The sequence below is a fragment of the Roseateles sp. GW821-FHT03B02 genome, assembly GCF_059421025.1.
The window spans coordinates 385,903-398,747 of the sequence record NZ_JBWKUV010000004.1 but is presented as its reverse complement, the minus strand read 5'-3'; the positions used below and the strand labels follow the sequence as shown (position 1 = coordinate 398,747).

At 67.9% G+C, this 12,845-nt stretch carries 11 protein-coding genes; 1 reads left to right on the top strand and 10 read right to left on the bottom strand.

The window, feature by feature from the left end:
- Positions 1 to 2: 2 nt before the first annotated feature.
- Positions 3 to 1,349: a GH1 family beta-glucosidase gene (locus AC07VX_RS14165; protein WP_493165364.1), complete on the bottom strand. Its 1,347-nt coding sequence runs from the start codon at positions 1,347 to 1,349 to the stop codon at positions 3 to 5.
- A 158-nt stretch (positions 1,350 to 1,507) separates the two neighbouring features.
- On the opposite strand from AC07VX_RS14165, the gene AC07VX_RS14160 reads away from it, so the two are divergent.
- Positions 1,508 to 1,711 carry a DUF1737 domain-containing protein gene (locus AC07VX_RS14160; protein ID WP_493165363.1) on the top strand — a complete coding sequence of 68 codons (204 nt, stop codon included), beginning with the start codon at positions 1,508 to 1,510 and terminating at the stop codon, positions 1,709 to 1,711.
- 135 nt (positions 1,712 to 1,846) lie between these two features.
- Here AC07VX_RS14160 and AC07VX_RS14155 read toward each other — a convergent pair whose 3' ends face one another.
- The 9 genes from AC07VX_RS14155 to AC07VX_RS14115 all read right to left on the bottom strand — a co-directional run bounded on the left by AC07VX_RS14155 (position 1,847) and on the right by AC07VX_RS14115 (position 12,816).
- The gene (locus tag AC07VX_RS14155; protein ID WP_493165362.1) at positions 1,847 to 4,249 is read right to left on the bottom strand and encodes a CehA/McbA family metallohydrolase; all 2,403 of its coding nucleotides are present in this window, start codon (positions 4,247 to 4,249) and stop codon (positions 1,847 to 1,849) included.
- A 130-nt stretch (positions 4,250 to 4,379) separates the two neighbouring features.
- Positions 4,380 to 5,624: a phenylacetate--CoA ligase family protein gene (locus tag AC07VX_RS14150; protein WP_493165361.1), complete on the bottom strand. Its 1,245-nt coding sequence runs from the start codon at positions 5,622 to 5,624 to the stop codon at positions 4,380 to 4,382.
- A 5-nt stretch (positions 5,625 to 5,629) separates the two neighbouring features.
- Positions 5,630 to 5,929: a hypothetical protein gene (locus tag AC07VX_RS14145; protein WP_493165360.1), complete on the bottom strand. Its 300-nt coding sequence runs from the start codon at positions 5,927 to 5,929 to the stop codon at positions 5,630 to 5,632.
- A 9-nt stretch (positions 5,930 to 5,938) separates the two neighbouring features.
- Positions 5,939 to 6,745, bottom strand: coding sequence for an ABC transporter ATP-binding protein (locus AC07VX_RS14140; RefSeq protein WP_493165359.1), 807 nt, complete (start codon positions 6,743 to 6,745; stop codon positions 5,939 to 5,941).
- Between the two features lie 7 nt (positions 6,746 to 6,752).
- Positions 6,753 to 8,069 (bottom strand): ABC transporter substrate-binding protein, encoded by a 1,317-nt coding sequence (locus AC07VX_RS14135; RefSeq protein ID WP_493165358.1) that lies wholly within the window; start codon positions 8,067 to 8,069, stop codon positions 6,753 to 6,755.
- A 23-nt stretch (positions 8,070 to 8,092) separates the two neighbouring features.
- A complete protein-coding gene (locus tag AC07VX_RS14130) occupies positions 8,093 to 9,157 on the bottom strand; it encodes a branched-chain amino acid ABC transporter permease (protein WP_493165357.1) in 1,065 nt (354 codons plus the stop codon).
- 2 nt (positions 9,158 to 9,159) lie between these two features.
- Entirely contained in the window at positions 9,160 to 10,089 is a 930-nt protein-coding gene (locus AC07VX_RS14125) for a branched-chain amino acid ABC transporter permease (RefSeq protein WP_493165356.1), read from the bottom strand.
- A gap of 1 nt (position 10,090) precedes the next feature.
- Positions 10,091 to 10,870 carry an ABC transporter ATP-binding protein gene (locus AC07VX_RS14120; protein ID WP_493165355.1) on the bottom strand — a complete coding sequence of 260 codons (780 nt, stop codon included), beginning with the start codon at positions 10,868 to 10,870 and terminating at the stop codon, positions 10,091 to 10,093.
- Entirely contained in the window at positions 10,867 to 12,816 is a 1,950-nt protein-coding gene (locus AC07VX_RS14115) for an AMP-dependent synthetase/ligase (RefSeq protein ID WP_493165354.1), read from the bottom strand. The genes AC07VX_RS14120 and AC07VX_RS14115 overlap by 4 nt, the downstream gene beginning before the upstream one ends.
- Between the last annotated feature and the right edge of the window lie 29 nt (positions 12,817 to 12,845).

Genomic DNA, 12,845 nt, shown 5'->3' with positions numbered 1-12,845 from the left:
ATTCAACCCAGGTTGGCGCCGTGTGAGGCGATGACTTCGGCATAGAAGCGCGCGCTGGCCTTGGGCGTGCGCTTCTGTGTCTGGAAGTCCACATGCACGAGGCCGAAGCGCTTGGCGTAGCCCAGGGCCCATTCGAGGTTGTCGAAAAGCGACCAGGCGCAGTAGCCGCGCACGTCGGCTCCGCGCTGGATGGCGTCCTGCACGGCGGCGATATGGGTGCGCAGATAGTGCACGCGCAACGGGTCGTCGACGCGGCCGGCTATGGCCACGGGCGGGTCATAGAAGGCGGCGCCGTTCTCGGTCACGTACAGCGGCAGACCGCCGTAGCGCTCGTGCATCCACACCAGGGTGTCGGCCAGGCCCTGCGGGTGCAACTCCCAGCCGGTCTCGGTGTAGATGCCGCCGGGCTGGCGCTGCGGCGCGGCGGGCACCGGCCAGGCCTTGGCATCGTGGCGCACGACGGCGCGGGTGTAGTAGTTCAGGCCGAGGAAGTCGATGGGCTGCTTCAGTGACTCGACTTCCGCCGCCGGCCAGTCGGGCCAGGCTTCGCCGAAGACCTCGCGCAGCTCCTCGGGGTAGCTGCCCAGCAGGGCCGGGTCGAGGTACTGCCGGTTCATGTAGGCATCGGCCAGCTTCGCGGCATGGCGGTCGTACTCGCTGGCGTCGGGCGGCAGATGCTTGGGCTCGATGTTGACGACCAGGCCGATCTGGTTCCTGCCGGTCGCCCGGTAGGCCTGCACGCCCTTGGCATGGGCCTGCATCAGCCGGTGCGCGGCGATGGCCGCCTCGTAGGCACTCTTGTGGCCCGGCGCCAGCGCGCCGTGCATGAAGCCACCGTCGGCCACCACCCAGGGTTCGTTGAGCGTCACCCACATCGGCACGCGATCGTCCAGGGTCCGGAAGCAAACCTGGGCATAGTCGGCGAACCAGTCCGGCATGTCGGGGTTGAGCCAGCCACCGCGATCGTCCAGCGTGGCAGGCAAATCCCAGTGGTGAAGCGTCGCCATCGGCGTGATGCCGGCGGCCAACAGTTCGTCGACGAGACGCTCGTAAAAGCCCAGGCCCGCCGCATTCACCTTGCCGCGCCCTTCGGGCAACACGCGGTTCCAGGCGATGCTGAAGCGGTAGGCCGTCAGCCCAAGCTCGCGCATCAGGGCGACGTCGTCCTTCATGCGGCGGTAGTGGTCGCAGGCCACGTCGCCGGTGTCGCCGCCGAGCACGCGGCCTGGCGTGCGCACGAAGCGGTGCCAGTTGCTGACGCCGGCGCCATCGGCCAGCGGCGAGCCTTCGATCTGATAGGCAGAAGTCGCACAGCCCCAGAGGAAGCCGGGCGGGAACGGTTGTCTCATCCGTGTGCCGGCTCGGCTTGCGCCTGCCGGTTTCATGTAAACGTTTACATGCATTCTTTCCTTGATCGCTGGAGGAGTCAACAGCGTGTTTACCCGGCACAGCGACTGGCGTTGGCATGGAAGGTTAGGCTTCGCTCCCGCTCACACCTCGGCCAGCCATGACGCCACCGAACGACCTGCCTGTCTACCGCCTCCTGACGGGCCCCGACGACGCCAGCTTCTGCCATCGTGTCAGCGAAGCGCTGGCCCTGGGCTACCGGCTCTACGGCTCGCCCGCTGCGACCTTCAATGGCGAGCGCGTCATCGTGGCCCAGGCGCTGCTCTGGCCACTGGCCGGCGAGCCCGAGCCCGTGGCAGGCTGAGCTTGCGCGCCCTCACCGGGGGCGCCCGCCGGCATCATGACGGTCGGGCCGCCCGCGGCAAAGGCGCGACGAGGGTGCCGGGCTTTTCGGGGTGTTCGACGGCGATGCCGGCTACCGGCAGGGCCGCCGGGTCGATCAGGGGTAGCTCAGCGTCAGCGTGTAGGGCTGCGTGCTGCTGCTGCCCGAGTAGGCCCCCACGCGGATGAAGACGGCCAGGGCCGAGCTGCCGGCGTTCTTGTAGCTCAGGGACTCGGTGCAGGTGGCGCTTTCCGACGAGGTCAGCGTGGTGCCGCCGGCGTTGTGCAGGTAGAGGTCGTAGTCAAAGGCCGCGGGGCAGCTCATGTCCACGCGCAGCGTCTTGCCCGCCGCCAGCGTGACCTTGAAGTAGTCCTTGTCGGTCGTGCTGCCCATGGTGCCGACGATGCTCGTCTGGCTGGTGACGACGTTGGCGGTGGCGATGGTGCCGTTGGACTCGGTCTCGTTGAGCGTCGCGCCGGCGTTGCTGATGCTGAAGCCGACGGCCGACGAAGCCCCCGAGTTGCCTGCCGCGTCGTAGGCGCGGGCCACCAGGCTGTGGCTGCCGTTGGCCAGCGTCGTCGAGTCCAGCGTCATCGAATAGGGCGCCGTCGTGTCGCTGCCCTTCACGACACCGTCCACGACGAAGTCCACCCGGGCCACGCCGACGTCGTCGCTGGCCGTGGCCGACAGCGTGATGGTGCCGGCAGTGCCGGTCTCGCTGGCCGTCGCGGTGGGCGGCGTGGTGTCTGCCTGGGCATTGGACTGAGTGACCCAGACCGGCGCCGTCCACAGCATCTTGCCGTCGCTCTGCGTGATCTTGGCGTAGTAGAAATGCTCGCCGATGGCCGGCGTCGTGCTGGCCGTGGCGCTGCTGGCCAGCAGGCTGACGGTGCCGTTGCGCTTGGACACGCCTTCAAAGATCTGCACGCTGGCGGCTGTCTTGCCGCTGCCACTGGCATAGCCGACGCTGAGGCTGAGTGCGCCGCTGCTGGCAAAGCGCTCGCCCATCACATGGCCGTTGGCGGTGAGCACGATCTGCGCGGTCTTGTCCATCGTCGCGAAGACGCGGCGCGCCTTGACGGCGTCAAGGAAACTGGCCTTGCTCAGCGCCGTGCCGCTCGGGATGAGCACGCCGGTGCGGTTGGTGTACGACTTGCCCCAGTTGGCGCAGTGGTTGTCCTGGTTGCTGGCGGGTGCCACGTGATAGCCACGCTCCAGCAGCTTGTTGAATGCCGCCTCGAAGTTGGACAGCCCTGTCTCCGTCTCGGTCGTGTTGGACGAGAAGGCCGAGCTGTTCAGGATCTCCGTCAGCACCATGACCTCGTCGCCGTCGGCGCTGTAGCCCAGGTCGGTGCCGCCGACGAGGAACTGGCCGGTCGTGTCGGGGTGGTTGAACTGGCCGACGAGGCCGAGCTGGCGCATCGTCGCGTACAGCGACGCGTAGTCGCTCTTGGCAGTGAAACGGTCGCCAAACAGCTGGTTGCTGCTGTTGTACTCCCAGGCGAACAGCTCGTTGCTGTTGAAGATGTTCATGTGGCCGCCGTTGCTAATGACGCCCCATTCCATACCGTAGAGGGCGAGGTAGGCGGTCGTCGACGCAGCGGCGGCAGCGCCGAGGCCCGCCTGGTAGCGGCTCTTGGCCGTGGCGGCGCTGCCGCTGGCGTTGGTGCTGGAGGAGCCGTCGAAGTAGTGGTTGTGCTCGGACGACATCAGGATGTCCAGGCCGGCCGTCTTGCCGTAGGCGAAGGCGTCGGCCGGGCCGTAGGCGCCGGTCTGCGCGGGCTGCGACGAGGAGCAGCTGCCGATGGCACCACCGCCATCGGAATCATTCGTCTGGCTGTGCAGATTGGCGTAGTGGACGGTGTAGGGCAGGCTGCCCAGGGCCGGCGCCGACTGCGCCTTGACGAGGCCGCGGCCGGCGGCGGTGGCCATGGGTGCGAACGGCGGCAGCGCCACGGCCGCCGGCTGGCCCAGCGCCACGGGCCATTGCTGCTCGGCATGGTCCGACGCTGCCGCGGCCGCCAGCAGGCGCTCGGCACGGCCGGTCGTCGCGCCCTGGCTCAGTGCGGTAGCGGCATCCAGGCTCGCGGCCTCGAGCTTGAGCTGGTAGAGGCCGTCGGCCAGGGCCGTGCCGCCGGTGCCGCGGCCGGCCCAGCGCACGCTGGCCGTCACCGGGGCGCCCGCGTAGCGGGACTCGCCGCTCCAGCGCTGCAGCACGAGGCCTTGCGCGTCGACCAGGCTCAAGGCCCAGGCGAAGACCTGGCCGTCGGCGATGCCGGGGTGGTCCATCTGCACGGTGAACACGCGTTCACCGCTGGCGGCCGCGACGGCGAAGGGCGCGGACAGCGTGGCCGAGAACTCGTGGTGATCGGGGTCCTTGGCGCGCGGGTGTGCGGCGGCGGTCCTGGCCAGCCCGTCCTCGGCCTGCGGTGTGGCCTGGGGCGCGCCGCCGTTGCCGCCACCGCAGGCGGCGAGCAGCAGCGCGAGCAGGGCGGGCGGAAGATGTCGAGCAAGGGTCATGACGCGTTCTCGGCTGGACCGGCTGCGCCGGCGAAGCGGCGGACTGTCGTGTCAGCACCGGACCGAGTCCATGCGGGGCTTCCTGTCGCCGATTCAGGCTCAGGCCGGCCCCGAGGGATTCAAACGCGCGTCACAAGCTGCGGCGATCCTCGATGACCCGCCCGTCGTTGGGCAGGCTGCCAGGCGCCAGCAGTTCGACGTCGCCACGCAGCTTGGTGACGTCGCGCAGCGCCGTCTGCAGCTGCTCGGCAAGGCCGGCCGGCAGGCCCTCGACCTCGAGCTGCAGGCACATACGGTCGTTGGCAAGTTCGCCGTCGACGACGAGGCGGGCCCTGCCCCGCTGGCCGCAGCGCGCAAGCACTTCGGACACCTGGCCGGCATGCACGAACATGCCCCGCACCTTGGCCGACTGGTCGGCCCGGCCCAGCCAGCCGCGCAGGCGCTGGTTGGTGCGGCCGCAAGGGCTTGTTCCCAGTGATGCGGGCATGACCGCAGACAGGTCGCCAGTGGCGAAGCGGATGAGCGGGTAGCCCGGTGACAAGGTCGTCACGACAACCTCGCCCACCTCGCCGTCGGGCAGCGGGTCGCCCGTGCCCGGACGCACGATCTCGACGATGACGCCCTCGTCGACGACCAGGCCTTCGCGCGCGGCGGTCTGGTAGGCGACGAGGCCGAGGTCGGCCGTCGCGTAGCACTGGTAGACGTCGACACCGCGCTCGGCGAACCAGGCGACGAGGGCCGGTGGGCATGCCTCGCCGCTGACCAGGGCACGCTGCAGAGATGGAAGCGCGTGACTGCCTTCGCCCGCCTTCTCCAGCAGGATGCGCAGCAGGCTCGGCGTGCCGGCGTAGGCCTCGGGCTGCAGGTCCAGCAGCGCCTGCAGTTGCAGCTCGGTGTTACCGACGCCGCCGGGAAAGCTGGCCGCGCCGAGCGCGAGCAAGCCAGCCTCCATCATGGCGCCGGCCGGCGTCAGGTGATAGCTGAAGCCGACGTGAGCAAGCTGGCCGGCGCGGATGCCGGCGGCGTGCAGGGCGCGGGCGACGCGCCAGGGGTCGGCGCCGTCCGCGTCGGGCTCGGGCTCGTACAGCGGCCCGGGCGATTGGAAGATGCGCCGCGGCATGCCCGCGGCAAACCCGCCCAGCCGCAGCGCGCGCCGCGCGGCCTGGGCGGCGGCGAGACTGCTCTTGCGCGTCAGCGGCAGCCGGGCCAGGGCGGCGCGCGAGGTGACGGCCGCTGCGTCGATGCCGGCCAACAGCTCGGTGTAGGCAGTGCTGCTGGACTGGGCGTGAGCCAGCTGGCCCGGCAACGCGGCCATCAGCGCGGCCTCACGAACGGCGGGGTCGCGCGTTTCCAGCGCGTCAAAATAGGCGTCCACGGTGCTCACTCTTCATCCTTCCAGCGCGTGAGCCGGCGCTTGATCTCGTCCTGCAGCTTGCGCAACTCAGTCGCCGACTTCAGAGTGAACGCGTCCCACTCGGGCGTGCGCGCCGGACGCTTGGCCAGCTGCACCTTGACAGTGGCGTCATCCAGGGCGAGCTTGAGCACCACGTCGGCGCCCAGCATCCAGCCCTCGCTGCGTTCGGCCAGCACGCGCTGGTCGCGGGCAAAACGCTTCATGGTCTGCAGCGCCGCGTCCGCGTTGAAGGGCGGCGGGGCGATCTCCCAGCTGTCGTCACTCATCTCGGTTCCTCAGGCCAGCCAGCGCTTGCGGCGCTTGTAGCTCTTCACGTCCTTGAAGCTGCGCCGCCCTTCGCCGCCGACGCCGAGGTAGAACTCCTTGACGTCCTCGTTCTCGCGCAGGTCGGCCGCCGAGCCGTCCATGACGACGCGGCCGTTCTCCAGGATGTAGCCGTAGTCGGCATAGCGCAGCGCCATGCTGGTGTTCTGCTCGGCCAGCAGGAAGGTGGTGCGCTCCTTGGTGTTGAGGTCGCGCACGATCTCGAACACCTCCTCCACGATCTGCGGCGCCAGGCCCATGGAGGGCTCGTCCAGCAGCACCATCTTCGGGTTGGCCATCAGCGCGCGACCGATGGCGCACATCTGCTGCTCACCGCCCGAGGTGTAGGCGGCCTGGCTGGCGCGGCGGGTCTTGAGTCGCGGGAAGTAGGCATAGACCTTCTCCAGCGTGGCCGCCACCGCCGCGCGCCCTTCCTTGCGGGTGTAGGCGCCGGTCATCAGGTTCTCTTCGATGGTGAGGTGGGCGAAGCAGTGCCGCCCCTCCATCACCTGCACCACGCCGCGCTCCACCATGGCCGCCGTGGACAGCTTCTCGATGCGCTCGCCGCGCAGCTCGATGCTCCCCTTGGTGACCTCGCCGCGCTCGCCCTCCAGCAGGTTGGACACCGCGCGCAGCGTCGTCGTCTTGCCGGCGCCGTTGCCGCCGAGCAGGGCCACGACGCTGCCTTCCTGCACCTGCAGGGACACGCCCTTGAGCACGAGGATCACATGGTTGTAGATGACCTCGATGCCGTTGACGTTGAGAAACGGCGCAGCCATGGTCACCTCAGCTCTGGCACTCGGCCGGGGTGCGGCGGGTGAGCTTCTTCTCGCCCGCGTACTTGTCCGCCGCGGCCTTCACCATAGGCTTCAGGATCATCTCGTCGGCCTGGTACCAGTCGGAGCTGAAGGCCCACTGCTTGCCGTCCCAGGTGTGGACGCGAACCGAGGTGGAGCCCTGGTGGTCGGTGCAGCTGGTGCTGATGGGGCGGATGACGCCGGTCAGGCCCAGAGCCGCGAGCTTCTTGTCGTCCAGGGCCAGGTTCTCCAGGCCCCAGCGCACCTGCTCGCCAGTCATGACCTTGCCCTTGCCGAAGCGTTCCTGCGCGCGCCGCACGCCTTCCACGGCCAACGCCTGGATGACCAGGCCGCGGGTGTACAGCACCGAGCCGACTTCGTCCTTCGGCCCCGTGCCCTGGCCCTTGCCGTGCACGAGCTTGAGGATGTCCTGGATTACCTTGGGACTCTGGCCCGAGGTGTTGAGGTTGAGGGCGTTGTAGCCCTTGGCGCCCTCGCCCACGTCCTTCACGTCCGGCTCGGCGCCCGACCACCACACGCCGTACATCTTCTCGCGAGGGTAGCCGGTGGCCTGGGCCTCTTTCAGCGCGGTGGAGTTCATGACGCCCCAGCCCCACAGCAGCACGTAATCGGGACGCTGCTTGCGCACTTCCAGCCACGCGGACTTCTGCTCCACACCCGGCGCGGTGACGGGGATCTTGATGAGCTCGAATCCATGCATCTTCTGGCGCTCATCCAGCAGAGGGATGGGCTCCTTGCCGAAGGGGCTGTCGTGGTAGACCAGCGCGATCTTCTTGCCCTTGAGCTTGTCCAGGCCGCCTTCCTTCTTGCCCAGGTGCTGGATGAGGGCGTCGGCCGCCGTCCAGTAACTGCCCATCAGCGGAAAGTTCCAGGCGAACACACCGCCATCGGCCGAGGCCGACAGGCCGTAGCCCAGCGTGATCAGCGGGATCTTGTCATTGGGCACCTTGTCGGTCAGCGCGAAGGTGATACCCGTGGCCTGCGGGTCGAAGACGCTGGCGCCCTTGCCCTTGAGTCGCTCGTAGCACTCCACGCCCTTGTCGGTGGCGTAGCCAGTCTCGCATTCCTCGAAGGTGAGCTTGACGCCGTTGACGCCGCCGTCCCGCGCGTTGATGAGCTTGATGTAGTCCTGCTTGCCGTTGGCCCATGGGGTGCCGTTGGGCGAATAGGGGCCGGTGCGGTAGACCAGCAGCGGGAAGAACTGCTCCTTGGCCTGGGCGACCGCTGCCGGGGCGGCGAAGAACTGGAGGGCGGCCAGGGCCGCGCAGGTGATGAGAGTCTTCATGGCGTTGTCTCCTGTCGTTGTAATCAGTGAGGGAAGGGCCAGAGGCGCAATTTCTCCTTGGCCGTGGCCCAGAGTCGCGCAAGGCCGTGCGGTTCCTTGATGAGGAAGAACACGATGAGGGCGCCGAAGATCATCAGCGCCAGGTGCGAGGCCGTGGCGGTGTCCATCGGCAGGCCGGTCCAGTAGGGCAGCTTGTCCAGGATCAGCGGTAGCACGACGATGAAGGCCGCCCCGAAGAAGGCGCCCGAGATCGAGCCCAGGCCGCCGATGATGACCATGAAGAGCAGATCGAAGCTGCGGTTGATGCCGAAGGCCGCGGGCTCCCAGGAGCCCAGGTGCACAAAGCCCCACAGCGCGCCGGCCACGCCGATGATGAAGCTGCTGACGGCGAACGCGCTGAGCTTGGCCTGCATGGGCCGGATGCCGATGACGCTGGCCGCCACGTCCATGTCGCGCATGGCCATCCAAGAGCGGCCGATGTGGCCGCGCACGAGGTTCTTCGTCGCCAGCGCGAAGACAACGACGAAAGCCAGGCACAGCAGATAGCGCGCCGCCGGCGATTCGACGCTGAAGCCGCCGATGTTGAGCCCGGCCACGCTGACGGAGCCCGAGGTCGAGTCGTTGGTGACCCACTTCAGCCGCAGGCAGGCCCAGTCGACGAAGAACTGGGCCGCAAGCGTCGCCACAGCGAGATACAGGCCCTTGATGCGCAGCGACGGCAGGCCGAAAGCCACGCCCAGCACCGTGGCGCCCAGGCCACCGGCCAGCAGGGACACGACCAGCGGCATGCCTTCGAAACGCGCCTGGCAGTTGTAGGCCACGTAGGCGCCGACGGCCATGAAGGCGCCCGAGCCCAGCGAGATCTGACCGCAGTAGCCGACGAGCACGTTGAGGCCCAGCGCAGCCAGGGACAGGATGAGGAAGGGGATGAAGATGGCTCGCAGCAGGTATTCGCTGGACACCATCGGGATGATGACGAAGGCCCCGGCCAGCAGCAGGGCCATGCCGATGCGGTCCTGGCGGATCGGCAGGATCTGGCTGTCCGCCGCGTAGGTGGTCTTGAACTGGCCGTTTTCTCTGTAGAGCATGGTCAGACCCGATCGATGATCTTCTCGCCGAACAGACCCTGAGGCCTGACCAGCAACACAACCAGCACCAGCACATAGCCGAACCAGTACTCGATGCCGCCGCCCATCAGGCTGCCGAGATAAGCCTCCGACAGCTTCTCGCCCACGCCGATCAGCAGTCCGCCGACGATGGCGCCAGGCACGCTGGTGAGTCCGCCCAGGATCACCACAGGCAGCGCCTTCAACGCCACGAGGGACAGCGAGAACTGCACGCCGAGCTTGCTGCCCCAGATCATTCCGGCCACCAGCGCGACGAAGCCGGCCACACTCCAGACGATGACCCAGATACGCGACAGCGGAATGCCGATGCTCTGCGCGGCCTGGTGATCGTCGGCGACCGCGCGCAGCGCGCGGCCGGTGGCGGTCTTCTGGAAGAACAGGCTCAGGCCCGCAACCAGCGCGGCGGCGATCAGCGCGGCGTACAAGTCTTCCTTGCTGACGAGGATGCCGCCTTCAAACGTCTGCTCGAACAGGAACATCGGGTCCTTGGGTAGGCCGATGTCGATCTTGTAGATGTCGTTGCCGAAGATCATCTGGCCCGCGCCTTCGAGCAGGTAGGCGATGCCCAGCGTAGCCATCAGCAGCGTCACGCCCTCCTGGTTCACCAGCTTGGAGAGCGCCAGCCGTTCCACCAGCCAGGCGACGACCACCATGACCGCGAGCGCGCCGACGAAGGCCAGCAGGTTCACGAGCAGCTTGCCATCCAGGCCGGTGAACTTCGGGATCCATTCGGCAAAGCGCGCCATCGCCAGCGCCGCGAACAGCACCATGGCGCCCTGCGCGAAATTGAAGACACCGCTGGCCTTGAAGATCAGCACGAAGCCGAGGGCGATCAGCGAGTACAGCATGCCCGACATCAGGCCGCCGATCAGGGTTTCGAGGAATGGTCCCATGTCAGTGCCCTGCCCCGAGGTAAGCCTTGATGACGTCTTCGTTGCTGCGCACCTCGTCGGGCGCCCCGTCGCCGATCTTCTTGCCGTAGTCCAGCACCACGACGCGGTCGGAGATGTCCATCACCACGCCCATGTCGTGCTCGATGAGAACGATGGTGGTGCCGAACTCGTCGTTGACGTCGAGGATGAAGCGGCACATGTCCTGCTTCTCTTCGACGTTCATGCCGGCCATAGGTTCGTCGAGCAGCAGCAGGCTGGGCTCCATCGCCAGCGCGCGCCCAAGGTCGACACGCTTCTGCAGGCCATAGGGCAGGCGACCCACCGGCGTCTTTCGGTGCGCCTGGATCTCCAGGAAATCGATGATGCGTTCCACCGCCTCGCGCTGCTCGGTCTCCTCGCGCCGCGCAGGCCCAAGGTGCAGGGCCTGCCAGAACAGGCCCCGCTTCATGCGCAGGTTGCGGCCGGTCATGATGTTGTCCAGCACGCTCATGCCCTTGAACAGGGCCAGGTTCTGGAAGGTGCGCGCCACGCCCATCTCGGCCACCTGGCGCGGGCTCATGCCGTGATAGGTCTTGCCACGCAGCGTGATGAGGCCCTGCTGGGGCTGGTAGACGCCGTTGATGCAGTTGAGCATGGAGCTCTTGCCCGCGCCGTTGGGGCCGATGATGGCCCGCACCTCGTGCTCGCGCACGTCGAAGCTGATGTCGGTCAGCGCCTTCACGCCGCCGAAGGCCAGCGAGATGTTCTTCACGTCGAGGACGACGTCGCCGATCTTCTTCATGCGGCCTGGCCCTTCACAGCCGGGAAGGTGCGTGCCTCGACGATGCGCAGATCGGCCGCGATCATCGACGTGCGCCCGTCCTCGAACTTCACCTGCGTCTCGATGTACTGCGACACCTTGCCGGCGTAGAGCGCATCGATCAGCACGCCGTACTTCTCGGCGATGGCGCCGCGGCGGACCTTTCGCGTGCGCGTCAGCTCGCCGTCGTCGGCGTCCAGCTCCTTGTGCAGCACGAGGAAGCGGCTGATCTGGCTGCCGGCCAGCAACTCGTCCTGCGCCAGATCGGCATTGACCTTCTCCACGCAGTCCAGCATCAGTTCGTAAACCTCGGCGCGCTGGGCCAGATCGGTGTAGCCGGCGTACGCAAGGTTGCGCCGCTCGGCCCAGTTGCCCACGGCCTCGAAGTCGATGTTGATGAAGGCGCAGACCTTCTCGCGCTTGTCGCCGAAGCAGACCGCCTCCTTGATGTGCGGAAAGAACTTGAGCTTGTTCTCCACGTACTTGGGCGCAAACATCGCGCCGTCGAATTCGCCGCCCATCAGCCGGCCGACATCCTTGGCCCGATCGATGATTTTCAGGTGGCCACCGGGCGTCAGGAAGCCGGCGTCGCCGGTGTGATACCAGCCGTCCGGCGTCAACGCCTCGGCCGTCGCCGCGTCGTTCTTGTAGTAGCCCTTGAGCAGCCCGGGCGAGCGCACCAGCAGCTCGCCGCTGTCGCTCAGGCGGATCTCCACACCATCGATGGGCACGCCCACCGTGTCGGCGCGGGCTTCGTGGTCGGGCTGCAGGCAGACGAACACGGCCGTCTCGGTGGAGCCGTAGAGCTGCTTCAGATTGATGCCGATGGCGCGGTAGAAGCTGAATAGGTCCGGCCCGATGGCTTCGCCCGCCGTGTAGGCCACGCGCACACGGGAGAAGCCCAGCGTGTTGCGCAGCGGGCCGTAGATCAGCACATCGCCCAGCGCATAGGCCAGCCGGTCCAGCAGGCCCACCGACTCCCCATCCATCAGCCGCGGACCCACGCGGCGCGCCAGATTCATGCAGCGCTGGAACAGCCAACGCTTGGCTGCCGACGCATCTTCCATGCGGATCATGACGGTCGTCAGCAGCCCCTCGAACACCCGCGGCGGCGCGAAGTAATAGGTGGGCCCGACTTCCTTCAGGTCGATGCTGACCGTGGACGCGGACTCGGGGCAGTTGACGACATAGCCCACCACCAGCCATTGAGAGAAGCTGAAGATGTTCTGGCCGATCCAGGCCGGCGGCAGATAGGCCAGCACCTCCTCCCGCTCGGTGAGCCGGTCGAAGCGCTGGCCGGCACGGGCGCGGTCGATCAGCGTCGCGTGCGTGTGGATGACCCCCTTGGGATTGCCCGTGGTGCCGGAGGTGAAGAACAGCGCTGCCACATCGCCGGCCTGGCCGGCAGCGACCTCGGCGGCGAAGAGGTCGGGGCGTTGCGCCTGCGCTGCGCGGCCCTGCTCGATCAGCGCGTCCAGCGAGGCCAGGCCAGGCTCGTCGTAATTGCGCAGGCCGCGCGGGTCGTCGAACCAGATGCGCTTGAGCTGGGGGCATTGCTCGCGCAACTCCAGCAGCTTGTCCACCTGTTCCTGGTCCTCCACGATGGCGAAGGCGATCTCTGCGTTGTTCAGCGGGAAGACGAATTCGGCAGAGACAGCGTCCTGGTAGAGCGGCACCGGCACGGCGCCGAGGGACTGGGCGGCCAGCATGCCGGCGTAGAGCCGGGGACGGTTCTCGCCGACGACGACGATGTGCTCGCCACGGCGCAGGCCGGCCGCCGACAGCCCCAGCGCCAGTTCCTGCACGAGCGCCGCCAACTGCGACCAGGACAGCGTTTGCCAGACGCCGAAAGCCTTCTCGCGCAACGCCGGCGCGTCGGGCCGGCGGGCCGCATGGTCAAGCAGGAGCCGAGGGAAGGTGTCCACCAAGCTGTCTCCGTTGCAGGGGCTCAGGCCCC

Bases quoted from the DNA above. Each gene is read 5' to 3' on its own strand.
- AC07VX_RS14165 (WP_493165364.1), bottom strand. From the start codon at position 1,349: ATGAGACAACCGTTCCCGCCCGGCTTCCTCTGGGGCTGTGCGACTTCT.
- AC07VX_RS14160 (WP_493165363.1), top strand. From the start codon at position 1,508: ATGACGCCACCGAACGACCTGCCTGTCTACCGCCTCCTGACGGGCCCC.
- AC07VX_RS14155 (WP_493165362.1), bottom strand. From the start codon at position 4,249: ATGACCCTTGCTCGACATCTTCCGCCCGCCCTGCTCGCGCTGCTGCTC.
- AC07VX_RS14145 (WP_493165360.1), bottom strand. From the start codon at position 5,929: ATGAGTGACGACAGCTGGGAGATCGCCCCGCCGCCCTTCAACGCGGAC.
- AC07VX_RS14140 (WP_493165359.1), bottom strand. From the start codon at position 6,745: ATGGCTGCGCCGTTTCTCAACGTCAACGGCATCGAGGTCATCTACAAC.
- AC07VX_RS14135 (WP_493165358.1), bottom strand. From the start codon at position 8,069: ATGAAGACTCTCATCACCTGCGCGGCCCTGGCCGCCCTCCAGTTCTTC.
- AC07VX_RS14130 (WP_493165357.1), bottom strand. From the start codon at position 9,157: ATGCTCTACAGAGAAAACGGCCAGTTCAAGACCACCTACGCGGCGGAC.
- AC07VX_RS14125 (WP_493165356.1), bottom strand. From the start codon at position 10,089: ATGGGACCATTCCTCGAAACCCTGATCGGCGGCCTGATGTCGGGCATG.
- AC07VX_RS14120 (WP_493165355.1), bottom strand. From the start codon at position 10,870: ATGAAGAAGATCGGCGACGTCGTCCTCGACGTGAAGAACATCTCGCTG.